We start from the raw sequence: 19766 nt of genomic DNA, 5'->3' as shown, positions 1-19766 counted from the left end.
CCACCCCCCAGGTCATCCGTTGGACAGGGGGACACAGTCATACCGGGCCCGGAGGCCAGCGGCCCTCTTGCAGGACCGCCAAGACGATAACGGGGAGGAGGGGGGCGCTCCGCGAGGCGAGGAGGCGGGGGAAAGGGCGCTCCGCTCGGTGAGGAAGCAAGGAGGAGACAGGCGCTCCGCTCGGTGGGGAGGGCGGAGAGAGGGGGTGCTCCCCGAGGCAGGGAGGGGGAGGAAACGGGCGCTCCGCGAGGCGAGGAGGCGTGGAAACAAGCGCTCCGCGAGGGGGGACGGGGGCGCCGGCACTCCGCGACGCGGGACGGACGCACGGGCACTCCGCGACGCGGGGAGGACGGGTGGGGCGGGGGCAGGGGGCGCGGGCTGCGCCGGGGTCCCAGTCGAGCGGCGGCGGCACCAAGGGGGTGAGGTCGAAAGGGAGGTGCCCGAAAGGCGCCAGGTCAGGGGCGGCACACCTCAAGGGCCGGGTCACCCGGCGGTGCGTCAAAAGCGGCAGGTCACGGGCGACGAACCACAGGCACCGGGCCACCCAGCGACACGACCACGAACCCCAGGCCCACCCAGCGACACGACCAACAGCGCCGGGCCACCCGGCAGGGCACCAAGAAGGCCAGGTCGGAAGGGAAGTGCCTCAGGGGCGCCCACGGTCGAAAGGAACGTGCGTCACTGGGGTCAGGTCCCGCCGTGGCCTGCCGTGAAAGAGGGCCGCGTCAGACCAGGCGTACCGGTTTTTCCGGGCGGGCCCCGATGCGGGTGAGCCAGGTGCGCAAGGGCTCCGGGTCGCCGTCCTCCACCAGGCTCCGCACCCGTGCCGACAGGTCGGCGGCCCGCTCGCCGTCGACCAGGAGGGACGGTCCGTCGAGCCAGTCGAGGCCCGGGGCCGCGCCCGCCGTGTCGACGGCGGCGCAGCAGACCATCGCCGTGACGTGGTCGGCGAGCAGTTCGCGTCCGGTGCGCGGCGGTTGCAGCGGGAAGAGCGGCAGCATGCCCTCGTCCCACAGCACCTCGTCGGCCCCCTGCCCGGCGCGCACGGGATCCGCCACCGTACGGGCCGCCGGGGACGACGCCTCCTCGCGCGCGAGTTCGGCGCTGAGTCCGCCGGCCAGGGCGGCGCCGTGCCCGTCGGAGTCGGAGGGTTCCTCGGGGTCGTCGTAGTTGACGGCGGTCGACTCGGAGGGCATGCCGGAGGGCAACTCGGGCCGGTTCGCGGCGAGTTCGGGCGATTCGGCCGATGCGTCTCGTTCCGCCGGGTCCAGGGTCAGGTGGTCCATGACCCGGGCCAGTGTCGGGCCCGGGGTGCCCCGGGACTCCGGGCGGCCCGTGTCCCGTACGCCCAAGGTGTCCAGCACCCGGTGCAACCGGGCCGCGTCGGCGCGCCACTTCCGGTCGACCACCTCTTCCGGATACGCCTGCCAGTCGATCGGCGCCCAGTCGGGCCCCGGCTCGGCCGGTCCGCCGTGGAACAGCCGGGCCGCGAGCAGCGACGTCGCCTCGTCCACCACGCCCGGTTCCTCCAGGAGGTCGCAGGCCGGGCGCTCGCCGAGCCGGGACGCGAAGCCTTCCGCGAGCCGGTCCCGCCGCGACAGCTCGGTCAGCGCGGCGACCACGCCCGCGTCGAGCCGGGACGGCCAGCGGCCCATGCGCCACGCGGGCAGCGCGACCCTGGTCAGCAGCCGGTCCCAGCCCGCGTAGGCGAGACCGACCTGTTCCTGGGCGACGATCCGCACCCCGTAGTCCACGGCCTGTGCGCGCTCCGCCGCCGCGGCGGCCACGCCCCGCTCCATCTCCGCCGCATGCCCCCGGCAGCTCCGCAGCAGCAGCCGCGCGACCCAGCCGACCCCGCCGAGCACCGTACGGCTCAGGGGCCCGCGGCCGGGCGCCGATGTAACGGCGACGGCGGCATCCAGGCCCCGTACGAAACGGCGGGCAGCGGCTATGTCGGGGTGCGCCGAGGGTCCCGTACCGGCGACGACCGGGGCGAGGACCGCACGCAGCTCACCCACGCGCATCCACCACAGGAAGGGTGAGCCGATGACGAGGACCGGGGCGACCGGGGTCGCGGGCCGGGCGCCGGCGCCCGGGACCCGTATCCCCCGACCGGCCGCCGGGGAGGTGGACGGAGCGTCGGGGGCGGCCTGCGCCGGATGCGTACGGTCCTCCAGCCAGCTGTCGCAGTCCGGGGTGAGCGCTATGGCGGAGGGCGCGGGTACGTCGAGCCGGTCGGCGAGGTCCCGCACCATGCGGTACAGATCGGGCGCCGAGCGCTCGCTGATCGGGACGGTGGGGCTGACGGCCGGGCGGGAGCGCGCGACGACCAGGGCGATCGCCCCGGCCGCGAGCAGCACGACGACGGCGACGGCCGTGACGATCCAGCGCGCCGTGTCCCAGTGCGCGCCGCCGACATGGCCGGTGACCTCGGCGGCGAGGAGCACCACGGCGACCGCGGCGGGCAGCAGGGCGACGGCCAGCGCCCTGCTGCGGACGCGCAGCACGGCGAGCGCCCGGGAGCGCGCCGACTGCGCTCCGACCTCCGCACCCATACCGGACACGACTGGATCTCACCCCCTACTGCCCGCCCGGCGCGTGCTGTCCAAGCCACCGCCGACGGACTCCCATGGCGTTGCTCACTCCCCCACTGTGGCACCCCCCACTGACATCGCAATGCCGGTGGGCCAAGTGCCGGAACGCTGTGCGCCGCACCCTAGTTGGGGCTCGGACCGCCGTCAGCTGGTTGGACCATTGGTCACCCGATGGAATGGCTTTGGGCAAAGGTGGTGGTGTGGGGGCTGTGGACAGTTCTGCTAATAGGACCGGACCAAGAAGTGCTCGATCAAGAAGTGAGAGGCCCAGGGCTACGGGGACTCGGTGGCCGCCTTCGCCGCGATGTCCGTACGGTGCTGGGATCCGTCGAGGCGGATCCGGTCGACCGCCGCGTAGGCGCGTTCGCGGGCCTCGGCGAGACCCGCGCCGGTCGCCGTCACGGACAGCACCCGGCCGCCCGCGCTGACCACCGCGTCGCCGTCCCGCTTCGTCCCGGCGTGCAGCACGTACGCCGCCGGGGCGTCCTGAGCCGCGACGTCCGCGAGGCCTTCGATGGGGTCGCCGGTGCGGGGCGTACCGGGGTAGTTGTGCGAGGCCACGACCACCGTGACGGCCGCGTCGTCGCTCCAGCGCAGCGGCGGGAACAGGTCGAGGGTGCCCTGCGCGGCGGCGAGCAGCAGACCGGCGAGCGGGGTCTTCAGCCGGGCGAGGACGACCTGGGTCTCGGGGTCGCCGAACCGGGCGTTGAACTCGATGACCCGCACCCCGCGCGAGGTGATCGCCAGACCCGCGTAGAGCAGCCCGGAGAACGGCGTACCGCGGCGGCGCAGCTCGTCGACCGTCGGCTGCAGGACGGTGTCCATGACCTCGTCGACCAGCCGGGGATCGGCCCACGGCAGCGGCGAGTACGCGCCCATCCCGCCGGTGTTCGGGCCCTCGTCGCCGTCGAGCGCGCGCTTGAAGTCCTGCGCGGGCTGGAGCGGTACGACGGTGGTGCCGTCGGTGATCGCGAAGAGGGAGACCTCGGGGCCGTCGAGGTACTCCTCGATGACGACCCGGTCGCAGGCGTTGGCGTGCGCCCGCGCGGCCTCGATGTCGGCGGTGACGACGACGCCTTTGCCGGCGGCGAGACCGTCGTCCTTGACGACGTACGGGGTGCCGAACGCGTCCAGCGCCTCGTCCACCTCTTCCGGCTCCGTACACACATAGCTGCGGGCCGTGGGCACGCCGGCCGCCGCCATCACGTCCTTCGCGAACGCCTTGGAGCCCTCCAGTTCGGCGGCCTCCTCGGAGGGGCCGAAGCAGGGGATGCCGACGTGGCGTACGGCGTCGGCGACGCCTGCGACGAGGGGGGCTTCCGGGCCGACGACGACCAGCTCGGCGCCGAGCCGCGTGGCGAGCGCGGCCACGGCGGCACCGTCGAGCGCGTCGACCGCGTGCAGCTCGGCCACCTCGGCGATGCCCGCGTTGCCGGGGGCGCAGTGCAGCGCGGTGACGTCGGGGTCGAGGGACAGGGAGCGGCACAGGGCGTGTTCGCGGGCGCCGCCGCCGATGACGAGGACCTTCACGGCGTCAGCCTAGCTGTCGAGGGTGGGGGCCCCGGCCGCCCCCCGGCCGCTCGTCGCTCTACTCGTCGTCGTACTCGTCCCACCCGTTCTACTCGTTGGAGAACTCCTCCACGATGGTGGCGCCCAGTTCGCGGACGATCAGGTCGTGGCCCGAGAGGGCGGACTCGTCGAGGTCGGGGTCGTCGTCCTCGGGGATGTCGTCCTCGGGGGCGACGGCGTGTGGGGGTTCGGGGGCGCGGTTCCGGTCGGAGTTGCGGTCGGAGTTCCGGTCGGACGGGGGTGGGGTGCGGGGGGCGGTGCCCGGTCTGTTCTCGGCGGCCGGCGGGGTGCTCGGGGGTGTGGGGGTGCCGTGTTGTTGGTGGGGGGCGGGGGGCTGCTGGTACGAGGGGGGGCGGGGGGTGGTTTGGGCGCTGCCGAAACCGGCGCCGGGGGGTGACTGACCCGGGGCGGGTGTGGGGGCGCCGCCGAAGTTGGTGGCGGCGGGCGGCGGTGCCGAGCCGCCCGACGGGTCGACGATCGCCTCGACCTTCCACTCCAGACCGAACTGCTCCCGCAGCGCCTGACGCAGGACGTCCTCGCTGCCGCTGCCCGCGAAGTTGTCCCGCGCTCCGGCGTTCACGAATCCGAGCTGGAGCGTGGTGCCGTCGAACCCGGCCACCTGGGCGTTCTGGCTCAGCAGGATCCACGTGAACCGGCGCCGGTTCTTGACGGCCTCCAGGATGTTGGGCCAGAGGGTGCGCGGGTCGAGGCCGCCGCCTTGGGGCGGGGGGGTCGGGTGGGGTGGAGTGGGGGGCGGGGTGGATGGGGTGGAGGGGGTCGGCGCGGGGGGTGTCTGGGATGCCGCCGGGCTCGTGGGGCTTGTGGGGCTCGTGGGGCTCGCGGGGCGTCCGGCGCCGGCCGTGACGGCGGTGGGCCAGCCGCCGGGGCGGCGCTCGGGGGTGGCGGGTTCGGGAGCCGGGGGTTGGGGGGGTGCGGCTTGAGTGGGTGTGGGCGCAGGGGGCATCGCGGCCGGCGGCATCGCGGCGGGTGGCGCCGGGGCGGCGTGCGCGCCGGGCCCGGGAACGTACCCCATGGCGGGCGCGCCTCCCCCGGGCGTGAAGTGGCCGCCGCGCTCCAGCCGGTCGAGGCGGGCCAGCAGGGAACGCTCGTCGTCGTACGCGGCGGGCAGCAGCACGCGCGCGCAGATCAGCTCCAGCTGGAGCCGGGGCGAGGTGGCGCCGCGCATCTCGGTCAGCCCCTCGTTGACGAGGTCGGCCGCGCGGCTCAGCTCGGCGCCGCCGAAGGCTCCGGCCTGGGCGCTCATCCGCTCGATGACGTCGACGGGGGCGTCGATGAGCCCCTTGTCGGCGGCGTCGGGGACGGCGGAGAGGATGACGAGGTCGCGCAGACGCTCCAGGAGGTCGGCGACGAACCGGCGCGGGTCGTTGCCCCCCTCGATGACGCGGTCCACGACCTCGAAGGCGGCGGCGCCGTCACCGGTGGCGAAGGCGTCGACCACGGAGTCGAGCAGCGACCCGTCCGTGTACCCGAGGAGCGAGGTCGCCATCGCGTACGTCACGCCCTCCTCGCCGGCCGCCGCGAGGAGCTGGTCCATGACGGACATCGAGTCCCGTACGGATCCGGCCCCGGCCCGCACGACCAGCGGAAGGACGCCGTCCGCGACCGGGATGGCCTCCCTGCCGCACACCTCGGCGAGATAGTCACGCAGTGTGCCGGGCGGCACGAGCCGGAAGGGATAGTGGTGCGTACGGGAGCGGATGGTCCCGATGACCTTCTCGGGCTCGGTGGTGGCGAAGATGAACTTGAGGTGCTCCGGTGGCTCCTCGACGACCTTCAGCAGGGCGTTGAATCCGGCCGACGTGACCATGTGGGCCTCGTCGATGATGTAGATCTTGTACCGGCTGCTCGCGGGCCCGAAGAACGCCTTTTCGCGCAGGTCACGGGCGTCGTCGACACCGCCGTGCGAAGCGGCGTCGATCTCGATGACGTCGATGGACCCCGGGCCGCCCCGCGCGAGGTCGCGGCAGGACTGGCACTCGCCGCAGGGCGTGGGCGTCGGCCCCTGCTCGCAGTTCAGACACCGGGCGAGGATCCGCGCGCTGGTCGTCTTCCCGCATCCGCGCGGCCCGCTGAACAGGTACGCGTGATTGACCCGGTTGTTCCGCAGGGCCTGCTGCAACGGGTCAGTGACATGCTCCTGACCGATGACCTCTGCGAACGACTCCGGGCGATAACGGCGGTACAGCGCGAGAGACGACACGTATACGAGGTTATAGGCGCCCACTGACATCGGGCACCGCCGCAGCCCCCGGCCCCCCGAAACACAAGGGCCCCTCACGCACCCGCCAGAGCCGACCTACCCTTGCTGCCTTCCGGCCCTGGGGGAGTTCAGTCAGATAGCGCCACGTGAGGGGCTGCGCATAGGTTACCCGATCCCGGCCCCCTGAACGAGTTCGCACCCACTCCCCGCCGTCATGTAATGTTCCCGGCGGAGGATTCGCCTAGTGGCCTAGGGCGCACGCTTGGAAAGCGTGTTGGGTTCACACCCTCACGAGTTCGAATCTCGTATCCTCCGCCATTGCTCTCACCGGGCAATACGTCGAAGGGCCCCATCGTTCGCGGTGGGGCCCTTCGACGTGCGTGGCGGCCGTGTCCTTGAGGACGGGCGGTGAGGTGTTGGTAGCGGCGGCGCATGCGAGCGGACTGGCCGTCCAGGGCACGACGGTGATCAATGCGCGGGTGGTCGACGACGGCGACCTGATCACCGGGGGCGAGATCATCTCCGGGTTGGAGGTCGCGCTGTGGCTGGTCTAGCGCTACGTGGGTGCGGAACTGGCTCAGCGGGTGGAGACGGTGTTGGAGTACGGGAGGCGCGGCACGGTGTGGCGGCGACCCTGAACCGTGAGATGCGCTGCGGGCGGTCTCGTCAACTGCCCGGCCCCACAACGGTCGCCTCACCGTGACGGAAGCGAAGGACGAACGGAACGGCGCCACCCTGAGCGGTGGCCAACAGGCCGCCGCCGAGAGCTGACTCAAAAGACCTTCCTGAGAGCAATCGGCTGCCCGGTGGGCGCCGTCCGCTCCCGGGGGTCCCGCGCCCGAGGCCGCCTGGTCGGGCTCCTCACCGACGGCGAGTGGGAGGGGAACTGAGGTGGCTTCCGTCCCGACTACTCGGACAGAACATCGGATCAGCCAGTACCAAGGAGCACGCATGTCCAGGAAACGGCCGGTCGCCATCGCGGTCACCGCGCTCTGTCTGCTCGCGGCCGGATGTGCCGACTCCTCGACCGGGACGGCGGGCGGCAAGTCCCCCGGGGCCGGGTCCGGATCGGGCTATCCGGTGACCGTCGAGAACTGCGGTGAGAAGCAGACCTTCACGAAGGCGCCCGAGCGTGTCGTCGTCATGAACGGCATGTCCGTCGCCGAGGTCTCCTCTCTTCTCGCGCTCGGCCTCGGCGACCGGATCATCGCCAACCAGCAGTCGTACGGCAGGTCCGAGGTGGCGGGGCGGGCCGAGGCCATCAAGGCCCTGCCCACCGGCGGCGTCAAACCGAACGAAGCCTTCGACGTCCCCCGCGAGGCGATGCTCGCGCTGCGTCCCGATCTGGTCCTGTCCGTCACCTCGTACGGATTCGACGCGAAGAACGGGTTCGCCACCCGCGCCGACCTCAGCTCGGTGAGCGCGAACAGCTACATCTCGCCGCAGGGCTGCGAAGACGACCCCTCCAAGATGACCGTCGCCGACAGCTACGCACTACTGCGCGATCTCGGCAAGATCTTCGGCGTGAGCGACCGGGCGGAGAAGCTGATCGCCGAGTCCGAGAAACGCATCGGAACGATCTCCGCCGAGGTCGGCGGCGAGGACAAGCCCAAGGTAATGGTGATGTTCTCGAACATGGCCATGGGCGGCAACGAATTCAGCGCGGTCGTCGCCAACGGCATCATCAACGACATCCTCACCAAGGCCGGCGGCTCCAACGCCTTCGCGGACGCCTCCAGGACGACCTTCACCGACCTGAGCAAGGAGAAGGTGGCCGCCACCCCCGTCGACGCGCTCGTCGTCATCAGCTACAACGACCCCCACCCCGAGGCGTACGCCAAGAAACTGCTCAAGGAGTTCCCCCAGTGGCCGGCCGCCAAGAACAACACGTACACCGTCCTGTCGGACTCGATGTACCTCGGGCCGAGCAACGATCTGGCGGTCGACAAGCTCGCACGGACACTCCACCCCGACGCGCTCTGAACCGGCTTCCCCTGCCGCTCCTGCTGACGGTGCTCCTTGCCCTGCTCGCCGTGGTGATGGTGGTGGGCGTCAGTATCGGGGCGGTCACCGTCCCGGTCGCGGAGGTGTGGCGCATCGTCTTCCGTCATCTGACGGGCGGCGGCGTGACGGGCGATCCCGCCACGGACCAGATCGTGTGGAACTTCCGTACGCCGCGGGTCGTACTGGCGGCGCTGGTCGGCACGGGGCTCGCGATCGCCGGGGTGATCCTCCAGGCGGTGGTGGCCAATCCGCTCGCGGACCCGACCGTTCTGGGCTTCTCCTACGGAGCGTCACTCGGTGCCGTACTCGCCATCACCGCGGCCGGCGGCGCGACACTGGGCGGGCTCGGCGTCTCCTCCGCGGCCTTCGTCGGCGCTCTGGCCGCCGGGGCTCTGGTCTTCGTCCTGGGGCAGAAGAGAGGCCGTATGGCACCGACCCGGCTGGTGCTCTCCGGGGTCGCCGTCGGGTACCTCTTCCTCGCGGCCACCAGCTTCTTCCAACTGCGCGCGACGCCGACCGAGTTGCGTACCGTCATGTTCTGGATGCTCGGCAGCGTCTCGGGAGCCAGGTGGGATCAACTGCCCGTGGTCGCCACGGTCGTCCTCGCCGGCACCCTCGCGCTCTCGCTGTTCGGCCGCCGGCTCAACACCCTGCTGGCCGGGGACGAGTCCGCGACGGCGCTCGGCGTCGACGTCCACCGGCTGCGGGGCCTCCTGCTGGTGATGTCCGCCCTCATCACGGGCACGGTCATCGCCGTCGCGGGAGGGATCGGTTTCGTCGGCCTGATGATCCCCCATCTCGTACGCCTCGGCACCGGAGCCGACCACCGCAGACTGATTCCCCTGACGGCCGTGGTCGGCGCCGTCTACCTGGTCCTCGTCGACCTGCTGTCCCGCACGCTCGACCGCCCCGACGAACTACCGATCGGCATCCTCACCGCCCTGCTGGGCGCCCCGTTCTTCCTGTGGCTCCTGCGCCGCGACAAAGGGCTGGACACCGCATGAGACTCACCGTCGAACAGCTCCACATCACCCTCGACCGGCAGCCGATCCTGCGCGATGTGGACCTGGAGGTCCCGCCGGGCGCCGTCGTCGGCCTCGTCGGCCCGAACGGCAGCGGCAAGTCCACCCTCCTGCGCGCCGTCTACCGCTCCCTGCGCCCCAGGTCCGGCGTCGTCCGGGTCGGCGACGACGACATCTGGAAACTCTCCGCCAGGGACGCCGCACGCCGGACCGCCGCCGTACTGCAGGACGGCGGCGGTGTGTCGGGGCTGAGCGTCACCGAGATCGTCGCCCTCGGCCGCACCCCCCATCACGGACTCCTCGGCCGGGACAGCGCCGACGATCACCGTGCCGTGGACGACGCCCTCCTGAGATGCGGCGCGCACCTTCTCGCCGACCGGGACTTCGCCTCCCTGTCCGGGGGCGAACGCCAGCGCGTCCAACTCGCCCGCGCTCTGGCCCAGAACCCGCAGGTCCTCGTCCTCGACGAACTCACCAACCACCTGGACATCCGGGCCCGTTTCGAACTCCTCGAACTGATCCGGTCCACCGGCACCACCACGCTCGCCGTACTGCACGACCTCGACCTCGCGGCCCGGCTCTGCGACCGGATCATCGTCCTGAACGAAGGAGTCGTGGTCGCGGCGGGGGAGGTCCTCGACGTCCTGACGCCCCAGATCCTGGCGAACGTGTTCGGAGTGGCCGCCAGCACGGACCGCCATCCCGACGGAGTGGTACGCATCACCTATGCCGCTCAGCCTCTCGACGTCGGCTGGGAGGGGAGGAGGGCGGATCGGTAGGCGGGGGGCTCAGCTGGTTGACCGATCTGGTCGACGATGCGGTGCCGGGACACGAGCAACATGAGCACGGTGGCTGCCGTGTGCCGGGCGTCGTGCAGCCTCACGCAGTCCGAATCGATCCACAGGTCCAGCAGTCCGGGCAGAGGCATCGGCGATGCCGGCTGGCTCCGTCGTTGGTCTCGTCGACGAGGAAGCCGCGATTCGGCGACAGCCGCCGCGGCGCTCGTAGGATGCCTGGATGCCCAAGCCGAGACGGATGAGCCGCCGCGCGTGGGTTGCCGCGTGGGCGGTGCTGTGCGCGGCCGGCCTCGCCGCCACTGTCCAGCTGAACGCCTCCTCGGTAGCGGACCCGCAGCCCGAGAAGTCCGTCAGTGCCGAGTGCGCCGAGTTGATCGCGGACTTCGAGACGCAGTTGGCCAAGGCGGAGCAGGAAGGCAAGGGCGACGGAGTGCTGGCCTTCTCGCGAGTCCAGGTCGACACCGAGGACGACTGCCGTGCCGATATCCGCAACCACTTCCGTGGTGATCAGTGAGCCGCGGTACCTGGCTCGCCGCGATGGCAGGGCTGACTTTCATCGGCGCCGTGGCGATCATTGCCGCTGGCACCACGTCGGAACCGAAGCCGCATCCCGCGCCGCCACGGGTGTACTCCTCTTGTCTGGCGGCCGACACCAAGCCGGTATCTGCGGACGAAGACCCGTGTGACGGCCGCTGAAGAACGTCCGAGTGACCGTCCGCCGCATGGCAGACCACCCAGGTTCAGGGGCATGCCGCCGATTCGTCTCGAATGGGATGCACTAGCGGTGGCCCGTGCCACTTGCGAGCGTCAGCTACGCCCCGGGCGCAGGTGGCGAGAGGCGGCCAGGCAGGAGGACAGCCATGTCATCTCCGAACGATCGATGATCAGGTCGTCGACGGTGATCAACCCGTCCATGACCCCGTCGACCCGTATCGAATGATCACCGACCCGGAACATCTTCCAGTCCGCGTCGCTGTGCCAGAGCCGGGCAGTCTTCTCACCCCGGCGCTGAGCGAATACGAGTTCCTCTCCGTGCTCGTTCAAGAAGTAGCCGACGTAGTCCTTACTGCTGATCGCGCCACCGCAGAGGCGCGCCAGAAGCGGTTCGATCGCAGGAGGGGTGTCATTCATGCCGTGGGTTCCTCAATCGGTTCCGGGTCCTGCTCTGTCGACGAGAGCGCCAGCATCCGGGCCGCCGACTCCAACAGGGTCTCGTACGTGATCACTTCTATGCGTGCCATGTGCGTGTTGTAGGTCCGCAGCGTCTCCGCGACGTCCTGGGGCGTGATACTTCCACTCACGTACTGCGGGTGCCCGATCACGACTGTCGCCGAGGCCCTGCGCGTATCGATGCCGTACCGCGCGAGGATGGCAGGGCGGTTCTCGTCCAAGGTCCGGAGGTAGTTCTGCGCCTGGGAGACTGCCTGGTGCACTGGTGCACCCAGCATCAGGTGGCCGCTGCGCCGGATGACCAGTTTCTCGATGTTGGCGCGTTTGAGTTCCACCACGTGCAGGGATCCGTCGCCCCGCAGAAGCGGAATGTCGAGAATGGTGTCCGGGGTGTACTGACGGCGGGCCAGTTCGGCCATGTAGGCGCCACCGAAGATCCAATCCTGGTTCTTCAGGCAGGCGTGGAGGGCACCCTCGGAGCTGTCAGGGTCGTTCACCGTGGCGCGAAGCGACGAGAGGCCGGCCCGCCTGGCCCTCATTTCGAGCAGTTGGGCCAGCACGTCGGCGTCAGCGTCCGTGAGGACATCGCTCATCATCCGGGCCGTCTCGGCGGAGGCTGGTCGGGGCAGATTCCGCAGGATCAGCTCCATGTGCCCGTACTCCTGAAGGCGCTTCAGGTACTTGGTGGACAGCCGGATTCCGCTCTCTCCGCTTCCGATACCCAGGTGGTCGGTGGACCGGGCGATGCCTCGGAACAGGGCAAGGGCGTCGGCGGCGCTCGCATCAGGATTCTCGGCGCACAACGCGTCCAGGACGGCCACCGCCCGCTCGGCGCCCAGGGCAGCCATCCGCCGCATGTACTTCTCGCTTCGCTGCCTCGCCTCCTCGTCGTAGTAGTTCTCCACGGTGTCGAGGAAGAGTTCGCCGCCCGCATAACCGGCGAACCTCTGAAAGCGCTGGGCGAGCGGGATGTCCTCGTGCAGGAGAGCCTCTTGAGCGACATCCTCCAGGGCATCCACCAGCGGTCTGCCCTTGCCGTACTTCCCGCCGAAGCCACCCCCCATGATGCCCAGCACCGTGTCAATGCGCTCCCGCACGCTCACGTGCTTGCTGAGCTTCTGCGCCTCTTCGACCATGCGCCGGAGGGTGAAGCTGGATCGGAATGGCGTCATACAGGTGACTCTAGAATCGCGCACTGACAACCACGGCTGGTGGGCTTCAGGGGCGCGAAAGGAGGGGCGCGTCGGGCAGCGAGGCTCGGCCGACAGGAACCGTTTCCTGATGTTGCTGTTCCGGTTCGGCCCGATGCCGAAGAATGCGTACATGGCAGAGGGTGAACAGTTCCGGGAAGGGCTCGCTGCGCGCATCGCGCACTTTGATCGGGAGGGGGCGCAGCAGGCCGCCAACCTGGCGGAGGAAGAGCGGCAGCAAGTGCTGGCCCTGTTTCCGCTGGAGAGCTGGAAAGGGCTGGACCTGGAGCAGTACGCGTTGGGACCCGACGGCCGCAGGAGCGGGCTCTCCTTCTGCCGGCTGATGGAGTACGGCACCGACAACTTCGGCAGTATCCGCGGCGGCAGCGCGGCGAAGCACATCATCTACCAGCACCGGTCGCGCCAGTGGCGAGTGGTGCCCATCGGGTTGCGCGGGCTTGAGGTGGAAGCGGCGTGGGCCCAGGTGCGCTCCGAGTTCGTGACGGCCTTCGACTCGGCGCGGGAGGGGGCGTACGAACTCCTGGACGACCTGGAATCGCTGTCGTACGGACAGGCACTGACCACCAAGGCACTGGCGGTCTACTTCCCCGGTGAGTTCCTGCCCATCTTCTCAGCCGCACACGTCCGCCACTTCACCGCGCTTCTGGGCGGCAGGCCGCGTGCGTACTCCTCCGGTGTGCGTACGTGGCGGGCCAACCGCGAGCTGCTCGAACTCTTGGGTGAGTACGAGGAGTTCGAGGGATGGAGTCCGCATGAGGCGATGGAATTCCTGTACGCCTTCCACGATCCGCGTCCGCATGACCGCGTGATCTGGAAGATCGCGCCCGGGGAACGCGCGAGACTCTGGGACGAGTGCCTCCAGCACCGTCGTATCCGGATCGGCTGGGACGAGGTCGGCAGTCTGACGCAGTACGAGAGCGACCAGGAGCTGAGGGCCGCACTGGATCAGCAGTGGCCGAGGAGCACCGGGGGAAACCTGCGGCTCGCCCGGCAGATGCTGGCCTTCCGTGACTTGGAGCACGGCGATCTCATCGTCGCCAACCGAGGAAAGTCGGAGGTGCTGGCCGTGGGCACCGTCAGGGGAGGGTACGCGTACGATCCCGGCGAAAAGACGCACCAGCACACCGTGGACGTGGACTGGGACACTTCGTACGCCCAAACCTTCGATGCGCCCCGGCACGCCTGGCAGCAGACGCTCGCCAAGGTGCCTGGCACCTTGATGCGGGAGATCCGGCGCGGGCGGGCCCAGCGCGACTCCGACGAGCACCTCGGCCTGGTCGGGGATGCCGAGGGGGCCGGTAACGCCAGTGTCGTGGAGAAGACAGCGGCGGTGGAGGGCGCCGGGCTGCCCGACAAGGAGTTGCCCGACGAGGAGCTTCCGGACGACGTACGGAAAGTACTGGATCTGCTGGAGCACAAGGGGCAGGTCGTGCTTCAGGGGCCTCCCGGCACCGGCAAGACCCGGCTGGCGCTCAATGTCGCCCTCGCCATTGCGGGACGGGCGGACCTGATCGAGGCGACTCCGGGGGAACGGGCCGCAGCTCTCGCAGACCTTTCCGCAGTGCCCGAGATGGTGAAAGGGGCCGCGAAGGCGGAAAGCGCCGATAAGACGGAAGGGGTCGAGATAGCAGAAGGCTCTAAGGAGCCGGGGGCTGCACGGCTCACGATGGTGACCTTCCATCCGTCCTACGGATACGAGGACTTCGTCGAGGGTTTCAGGCCGGACACAGCAGCGGACGGGGCTGGGCTCCATCTGCAGATGAAGGACGGGGTCTTCCTCCGGGTCTGCACGGCGGCCGAGAAGGATGAGAAGGGCGACATCTTCCTGATAATCGTGGACGAGATCAATCGCGGTGATCTGCCGCGCATTCTCGGCGAGTTGATCACCTTGCTGGAACTCGACAAGCGAGGATCGGTCTCCATCACCCTGCCGACCAGCGGGCGGCAGCAGACCGTGCCGCCCAACGTCCGCATTATCGGCACCATGAACTCCGCCGACCGCAGCGTGGGCCACATCGACTCCGCGATTCGGCGCAGGTTCGCGTTCCTCGACGTACCGCCGGACCTGGACTCTCTGGACGGCGAGGTCGAAGGGCTTGGGCTGGCAGCCTTGCTGGAGGGTCTGAACGAGCGGCTCGACGCACAATTCGGCCCGAATCATCTGCTCGGCCAGGCATACCTCCTCGCCGACGACCGACCACTCGTCACCTCGGAGCAGCTCTCTCACGCCTTCCACAACGAGATCGTGCCGCTCGTGACGGACTACTGCCTCGGCCGCCCCGAAATGCTGCGGGCCGTGCTGGGCGAGCTGGTGGACGACAGGACGGGACGGGTCGTTCAGACGAATCCGACGGACCTTCCGGGCATGCTGGCGAAGGTCTTCGTCACCGCCCGGACCGTCGACACCGCCGACGAGGACGGCGCGTTCGCCGAGTCCGAATGGAGCGAGGGGTAGCCGAGTGCCGCGAGGAGCCGCCAAGCGGGAAGTGACGCTCGACGAGTACAAGTCCGACACGGTACCGAAATCTGATCTGAGCTCCGCCGATCTCCACAGGCTCCGTGAGCTCAAAGCCGTCGGCGTGGTCGAAAAGCAGGACCACTGCGTCCTCACCGCGCGGACGACCACCGGGGTACTGGAGCTCAGCCGTATCCGGCTGGTGCTCCGCCCCAAGTTCCCGATCGCGGGCAAGCGACTGATCGACTGGGTCTCGTACGCCAACGGGCAGAACAGCACCATCGACGAGGGGCTGCGCAATTGGCCCATCGGCAGGGACGGGTACGCGGGGCTGGTACCCGCCGCCTTGCTGTACGAGTGTCGTCTGCTGTCGCGCCGCGGTCTGCGCAGGGACTACGTACGCCGACAGCGTGTAGACACCGCACTGCGGGGTCGACTGAACGTAGAGGCACAGTCCACCCGGTGTTTCGGCGCGGTCGACCGGCTGCACGTCGGAACCTTCGAGTACGAGGACGGGGGCTGGGAGAACCTGGTGTGCGGAGCCGCCCTGACTGCCGCGGCCAGCCAGGTGAGCGATCCGCTCCTCAAGCACCAACTGGCCGCCACGGCAGCGGACTTCCCGGCCTCTCCCCGGATCCCGGACGCGTTGTCGCTACTCGCCAGTGGGCGATACTCCGTACTCAACGACCACTATCGGCCCGCCCACGCGTGGGCACGCATGGTGCTCGGCGGCGGCGGACCCAACGATCTACTGAACCCGTACGGCTTCGGGGCGCATGGGCTGCTGCTCAAGCTGGACGATCTCTGGGAGAGCGTCGTCCAGCGGATGGCGGTCGAAGCAGCGGCTGCTGTGGGTGGCCGCTGGGCCCGGGATGCGGGCCACCACATCGAGACGCACGGAAGGCACGGGAGCAGAGCCCCGCATTTTCCCCCCGACGTACTCCTGACCTTCGACCCGCCTGCCGCACCCCCCGGAACCACGCCCTACCTCGTCGTGGACGCGAAGTACAAGAACTACGCGAAGAAGAACGTCTCGCGTGAGGATCGCCACCAGCTCCTCACCTACATCGCCGGCTACACCGACCCGGACAACCCACTCGCTCTGGTGGTCCACCCCGATCCGAAAGGACCGTCCGACCACCAGCTGGAAATCCGTGGGCCCCGCGGACTGGTGGGGCGCATTCTGGTGCTCGGCCTGGACACCCGCACCGATCCGAAGACCGCGGCCGAACCGCTGCGGAAGGTGATCGCCGACTTCGCCGCATCCGTGCCGAGCGCGACCAAGTTCTGACCGGGAAAGTGCGCGGCTGAGCCTTCGTACTTCGGTATCCGCCGCCTGTCGTCACCCGCCCGATGCAGAACCCTCGGGTCGATGGCCTGAGGCCTGCGGGCACGAACTCGTCAGATAGGCTGCCGCCTCTTGTGTCGGCATCCTCCTGAAGCGGTGTGAATGAAGACAGGCAGACAAAGACGAACCGTCGCGGTGGCCGCGCTCGTGGGAGCGTTGGCGCTCTCGGTGCTGAACGCGCCCGCGGCTCAGGCGGCGGACACCGGTATCACCGTGTCGGACATCGTCATCAACGACGGCAAGCCGATCGTCGTCGGCACGTCGAAGGTGGTGGAGCCGCCCCTGCGTTTCCGCATCGCGCTGCCTCCCGGGTACAGCACCGACGACCCCTTCGGCTACGACGCGCACCCCTTCCTCTACCGCGGCAGCATCAAGGCGGCGGCCGACACCGGAGAGGACTTCATCGGGCCGGGCGGCTACACCTGCTACGAGATCGACTCCAAGCACGCCCACTGCGAGGGCGCCCTCTACATCGACCCGCACCCGACCCAGGATCACGTCGACTCCAACAGCGACGCCACGACCTGGAAGGTCGGTGTCTCGCTGCGGCTGTGGAAGGCCGACGGCGGCCTCAAGGCCGGGGAACTGGAGACGCGGTCCATGACCGCCCAGCTCAAACGCGCGGCCAAGGCCACCACCAACGCGTCGCCGGAGCCGGTCACCAAGGGCAAGTCGATCACCGTCACGGGCAAGGTGACTCGGGCGAACTGGGGCACGAAGAAGTACAACGCCTACAGCGGCCGTACGGTCAGCCTCCAGTTCCGTGCCAAGGGCACCGACACCTTCAAGACGGTCAAGAAGGCCACCACCAGCAGCACCGGAGCGCTGAAGGCCACGGTCACCGCCTCGGTCGACGGCTCCTACCGCTGGGTGTACTACGGCAACTCCACGACCGGCGTCGCCACCAGCCCGGCCGACTACGTCGACGTACGCTGACGCCGTCGCCGTACAGTGCCGACATGTTCGAGACGATCCGGTGGCGCTGTCACGTGCACGTAGGCGATCGCCGCGGTGCCGGACGGGTGGTCGGGCGCATGGAGAAGCTGTTGCCCTGTCCCCTTGAGATCACGGGGTACGAGCGGTACTGGAAGTTCCCGGAGCTTGCGGAGTTGCAGCTCGTCTCTCCTCTCGCCTCGGCCACCCCTGAGCACGCGCTGCTGACCACTCTTCAGCGCGCCTGGCAGATTGCCACGCCGTGGAGTCTCCTCAGCTCCGGAGCGAGCACGCACCACGAGTTCAACGGCATCGCGTCCGCCAACTCCGGGGCCAGTTTCAGCGTCCCCGGCGTCGAGTGGATGGAGTTCACCCTCACCGATCGCCAAGAGGGCACCTTCATGGATGTTCAGGTCTAAGGGCCTTCTATTCGTACCTTCAGGCCGCCCGATGGGCCCGGTTCCGCGTGTACCGGGGTGTTGTGGGCCTCTGCTATCGAGCGGACTATCGACAGGCCGAGGCCGTGGCCCGTGGTGCCTGTTCGGTCCTGGCCCAGGCGGCGGAACGGTTCGAAGAGGGTGGGGATGCGGGCCGGGTCCACCGGTCCGCCCGTGTTCGTCACCGTCAAAGCGCGGTCCCGCAGGGTTACGTCCACCGTGCCGCCGGGGTGGTTGTATTGGATGGCGTTGCGGACCAGGTTGCCGATGAGGTGGCGTACCAGTACCGGGTCGCCCAGTATTTTCAGTGGACCGTCCGCCGTCACCCGTAGGCCTACGCCACGTTCCTTCGCCAGCCCCGCCAGCTCCGCCACCGCCAGCCGCGCGGTCTCCGCCAGTTCAACCGGCTCCGGGTCCTCCACTCCCCGGTCGCTGCGGGCGAGCAGCAGCAGGGCGTCGATCAGCTGTTCCGCCTCGCGGTTGGTGGTCAGCAGGTCCTCGCGGACCTCGGCCAGGCCCTCCGGGAGGGGGTCGGCGAGGCCGACCTCAAGGCTGGTGCGCTGTACGGCGAGAGGGGTGCGCAGTTCGTGCGATGCGTTGGCGACGAAACGCCGCTGACTCTCGAAGGACCCCTCCAGCCGGTCCAGCATCGAGTCGAAGGTGTCGGCCAGCTTGTGCAGTTCGTCGTCCGGGCCGGTCAGGGCGAGCCGTTCGTGCAGGGTGTGGTCGCTGATCCGGCGGGCGGTGTCGGTCATCGCGGAGATGGGCCGCAGCGCACGGCCCGCCAGCCACCAGCCCATCAGCCCGGCCAGCAGCGCCATCACCGCCAGGCCGACCGCCGACCAGAGCAGCATCTGCCGCAGGGCCGCGTCCTGGACCGCCTGGACGGTCTGGTCCACCAAACGGATCGCGACGGCCTCCGGCGGAAGCCGGACCGTGCCGCCACCCGGCCTCGCCTCCGACGGCTGCGCCCCCCGACCCGTCCCGCCCCACGCATCGGGGCTCACCGGCGAAGCCCCACCGCTCGGAACGGACTCCGGAACCACCCGAGTGATCTCCTGCGTCCGCACCTCCTGCGCCGTCCCGTACCGCGCCAGGACGACGACGAACGCCAGCAGCACCACCCCGGCCAGCAGGAACAGCCCGCTGAAGGCCGCGGCGAGCCGGACCCGGAAGGGGAGGCGGGTCAGCAGGCCGGCCGGGTCCAGCGGCGAGCGAGTCAGTCGCACAGCCGGTAGCCCTGTCCCGTATCCGCGAGGATCGCCCCCGGATCCCCCAGCTTCGCGCGCAGCCGGCTGACGGTGGCGCGGACAGCGCTGGTACGCGGGTCCAGATGCTCGTCCCAGACGGTCCGTACCAGCTCCCTGTGCGGCACCGCCGCGCCCCGTGCCTCCATCAGCGTCCGCAGTACGGCGAACTCCTTCGGGGTCAGCTCCACGAGGTGTTCGTCCACCCGTACCTCGCGCCGGGCCCGGTCCAGGGTGATGCCCTGGTGGTGCAGGACGACGGGTGGCGGGGGCTTGGCGGTGCGCCGGGCCAGGGAGCGGATACGGGCCAGCAGTTCGGCGAAGTCGAACGGCTTGGTCAGATAGTCGTCGGCGCCCAGGTGGTCGAGGCCGTACACCTTGTCCTCGATGGTCCCGGCGGCCGTCAGCATCAGAATGCGGGGCGGATCCGCCCGTTCGCGCAGCCGCCGGCAGACCTCGTCGCCCGTCATCACCGGCAGATCGCGGTCCAGGACCAGCACGTCGTACTCGGTGAGCAGACACCGCTGTTCGGCCTCGTCGCCCGAGCCGACGACATCGACGGCCAGGGACGCGCGGCGCAGTCCGGTGGCGATCGTGCGCGCCAGCACCCGGTGGTCTTCGGCAACCAGAACCCTCATGAGCCAAAGGGAATCAGGCCGCCCATTGCACGGACGTAAAGACGTACGCGTTCCCGTGCCGTTTTCTTATGTCCCCGTAACGGCCTTATCTCCGTGCACACCGTCGCCTGTTCTTCTCTC

The 19766-nt window shown here is 69.8% G+C and carries 16 protein-coding genes, 1 tRNA gene and 1 other RNA gene; 10 read left to right on the top strand and 8 right to left on the bottom strand.

Annotated elements, in window-relative coordinates; all coding sequences use genetic code 11:
- Positions 1 to 725: 725 nt before the first annotated feature.
- The 4 genes from ACIQNU_RS42755 to ffs form a co-directional block, all read right to left on the bottom strand.
- On the bottom strand, positions 726 to 2555 hold the full coding sequence (locus tag ACIQNU_RS42755) for a hypothetical protein (protein ID WP_401377856.1): 1830 nt from the start codon (positions 2553 to 2555) through the stop codon (positions 726 to 728).
- Positions 2556 to 2867: 312 nt separating this feature from the next.
- The gene (gene purD / locus ACIQNU_RS42750) at positions 2868 to 4124 is read right to left on the bottom strand and encodes a phosphoribosylamine--glycine ligase (RefSeq protein ID WP_401377846.1); all 1257 of its coding nucleotides are present in this window, start codon (positions 4122 to 4124) and stop codon (positions 2868 to 2870) included.
- Positions 4125 to 4212: 88 nt separating this feature from the next.
- A complete protein-coding gene (locus ACIQNU_RS42745; protein ID WP_401377843.1) occupies positions 4213 to 6384 on the bottom strand; it encodes a DNA polymerase III subunit gamma and tau in 2172 nt (723 codons plus the stop codon).
- Between the two features lie 62 nt (positions 6385 to 6446).
- An RNA gene (gene ffs / locus ACIQNU_RS42740) (signal recognition particle sRNA small type) lies at positions 6447 to 6543 on the bottom strand.
- A 71-nt stretch (positions 6544 to 6614) separates the two neighbouring features.
- Between ffs and ACIQNU_RS42735 the strand changes: the two genes are divergently transcribed.
- The 6 genes from ACIQNU_RS42735 (at position 6615) to ACIQNU_RS42710 (ending at position 10721) form a co-directional block, all read left to right on the top strand.
- A tRNA-Ser gene (locus ACIQNU_RS42735) sits at positions 6615 to 6702 on the top strand.
- A 71-nt stretch (positions 6703 to 6773) separates the two neighbouring features.
- Positions 6774 to 6938, top strand: coding sequence for a hypothetical protein (locus ACIQNU_RS42730; protein ID WP_401377841.1), 165 nt, complete (start codon positions 6774 to 6776; stop codon positions 6936 to 6938).
- Between the two features lie 397 nt (positions 6939 to 7335).
- Positions 7336 to 8367: an ABC transporter substrate-binding protein gene (locus ACIQNU_RS42725; RefSeq protein WP_401377838.1), complete on the top strand. Its 1032-nt coding sequence runs from the start codon at positions 7336 to 7338 to the stop codon at positions 8365 to 8367.
- A 56-nt stretch (positions 8368 to 8423) separates the two neighbouring features.
- On the top strand, positions 8424 to 9392 hold the full coding sequence (locus ACIQNU_RS42720; protein WP_401377854.1) for a FecCD family ABC transporter permease: 969 nt from the start codon (positions 8424 to 8426) through the stop codon (positions 9390 to 9392).
- Positions 9389 to 10189, top strand: a complete 801-nt coding sequence (locus ACIQNU_RS42715; RefSeq protein ID WP_401377835.1) for an ABC transporter ATP-binding protein — start codon at positions 9389 to 9391, stop codon at positions 10187 to 10189. Before ACIQNU_RS42720 ends, ACIQNU_RS42715 begins: the two co-directional genes overlap by 4 nt.
- A 238-nt stretch (positions 10190 to 10427) precedes the next feature.
- Complete coding sequence (locus tag ACIQNU_RS42710; RefSeq protein ID WP_401377832.1) at positions 10428 to 10721, top strand: hypothetical protein; 294 nt, start codon at positions 10428 to 10430, stop codon at positions 10719 to 10721.
- A 293-nt stretch (positions 10722 to 11014) separates the two neighbouring features.
- Here ACIQNU_RS42710 and ACIQNU_RS42705 read toward each other — a convergent pair whose 3' ends face one another.
- Entirely contained in the window at positions 11015 to 11338 is a 324-nt protein-coding gene (locus ACIQNU_RS42705; RefSeq protein WP_401377829.1) for a hypothetical protein, read from the bottom strand.
- Entirely contained in the window at positions 11335 to 12702 is a 1368-nt protein-coding gene (locus ACIQNU_RS42700; RefSeq protein ID WP_401377826.1) for a Shedu anti-phage system protein SduA domain-containing protein, read from the bottom strand. Before ACIQNU_RS42700 ends, ACIQNU_RS42705 begins: the two co-directional genes overlap by 4 nt.
- On the opposite strand from ACIQNU_RS42700, the gene ACIQNU_RS42695 reads away from it, so the two are divergent.
- The 4 genes from ACIQNU_RS42695 to ACIQNU_RS42680 all read left to right on the top strand — a co-directional run bounded on the left by ACIQNU_RS42695 (position 12701) and on the right by ACIQNU_RS42680 (position 17743).
- Positions 12701 to 15043 (top strand): McrB family protein, encoded by a 2343-nt coding sequence (locus ACIQNU_RS42695; RefSeq protein WP_401377823.1) that lies wholly within the window; start codon positions 12701 to 12703, stop codon positions 15041 to 15043. The genes ACIQNU_RS42700 and ACIQNU_RS42695 overlap by 2 nt on opposite strands.
- A 4-nt stretch (positions 15044 to 15047) precedes the next feature.
- Positions 15048 to 16334, top strand: coding sequence for a PE-PGRS family protein (locus ACIQNU_RS42690; protein WP_401377820.1), 1287 nt, complete (start codon positions 15048 to 15050; stop codon positions 16332 to 16334).
- Between the two features lie 159 nt (positions 16335 to 16493).
- On the top strand, positions 16494 to 17327 hold the full coding sequence (locus ACIQNU_RS42685; RefSeq protein ID WP_401377817.1) for a hypothetical protein: 834 nt from the start codon (positions 16494 to 16496) through the stop codon (positions 17325 to 17327).
- Positions 17328 to 17350: 23 nt separating this feature from the next.
- Positions 17351 to 17743 (top strand): hypothetical protein, encoded by a 393-nt coding sequence (locus ACIQNU_RS42680; RefSeq protein ID WP_401377815.1) that lies wholly within the window; start codon positions 17351 to 17353, stop codon positions 17741 to 17743.
- Here ACIQNU_RS42680 and ACIQNU_RS42675 read toward each other — a convergent pair.
- Together ACIQNU_RS42675 and ACIQNU_RS42670 are read right to left on the bottom strand one after the other, a co-directional pair.
- Positions 17740 to 18990: a sensor histidine kinase gene (locus ACIQNU_RS42675; RefSeq protein WP_401377813.1), complete on the bottom strand. Its 1251-nt coding sequence runs from the start codon at positions 18988 to 18990 to the stop codon at positions 17740 to 17742. The two genes, ACIQNU_RS42680 and ACIQNU_RS42675, sit on opposite strands and share 4 nt — an antisense overlap.
- A complete protein-coding gene (locus ACIQNU_RS42670; RefSeq protein ID WP_401377810.1) occupies positions 18981 to 19646 on the bottom strand; it encodes a response regulator transcription factor in 666 nt (221 codons plus the stop codon). The genes ACIQNU_RS42675 and ACIQNU_RS42670 overlap by 10 nt, the downstream gene beginning before the upstream one ends.
- Between the last annotated feature and the right edge of the window lie 120 nt (positions 19647 to 19766).

Origin of the sequence: Streptomyces sp. NPDC091292, assembly GCF_044757265.1 — a bacterium.
Classification (GTDB): domain Bacteria; phylum Actinomycetota; class Actinomycetes; order Streptomycetales; family Streptomycetaceae; genus Streptomyces.
Note: the sequence above shows the minus strand (reverse complement) of the source record. Positions and strands in the feature narration are given on the sequence as shown.

What these genes read in the sequence shown, in the direction of transcription:
- ACIQNU_RS42755 (WP_401377856.1), bottom strand. Translation starts at nt 2,555, where the DNA reads ATGGGTGCGGAGGTCGGAGCGCAGTCGGCGCGCTCCCGGGCGCTCGCC.
- ACIQNU_RS42725 (WP_401377838.1), top strand. Translation starts at nt 7,336, where the DNA reads ATGTCCAGGAAACGGCCGGTCGCCATCGCGGTCACCGCGCTCTGTCTG.
- ACIQNU_RS42720 (WP_401377854.1), top strand. Translation starts at nt 8,424, where the DNA reads ATGGTGGTGGGCGTCAGTATCGGGGCGGTCACCGTCCCGGTCGCGGAG.
- ACIQNU_RS42715 (WP_401377835.1), top strand. Translation starts at nt 9,389, where the DNA reads ATGAGACTCACCGTCGAACAGCTCCACATCACCCTCGACCGGCAGCCG.
- ACIQNU_RS42710 (WP_401377832.1), top strand. Translation starts at nt 10,428, where the DNA reads ATGCCCAAGCCGAGACGGATGAGCCGCCGCGCGTGGGTTGCCGCGTGG.
- ACIQNU_RS42705 (WP_401377829.1), bottom strand. Translation starts at nt 11,338, where the DNA reads ATGAATGACACCCCTCCTGCGATCGAACCGCTTCTGGCGCGCCTCTGC.
- ACIQNU_RS42695 (WP_401377823.1), top strand. Translation starts at nt 12,701, where the DNA reads ATGGCAGAGGGTGAACAGTTCCGGGAAGGGCTCGCTGCGCGCATCGCG.
- ACIQNU_RS42700 (WP_401377826.1), bottom strand. Translation starts at nt 12,702, where the DNA reads ATGTACGCATTCTTCGGCATCGGGCCGAACCGGAACAGCAACATCAGG.
- ACIQNU_RS42685 (WP_401377817.1), top strand. Translation starts at nt 16,494, where the DNA reads ATGAAGACAGGCAGACAAAGACGAACCGTCGCGGTGGCCGCGCTCGTG.
- ACIQNU_RS42680 (WP_401377815.1), top strand. Translation starts at nt 17,351, where the DNA reads ATGTTCGAGACGATCCGGTGGCGCTGTCACGTGCACGTAGGCGATCGC.
- ACIQNU_RS42670 (WP_401377810.1), bottom strand. Translation starts at nt 19,646, where the DNA reads ATGAGGGTTCTGGTTGCCGAAGACCACCGGGTGCTGGCGCGCACGATC.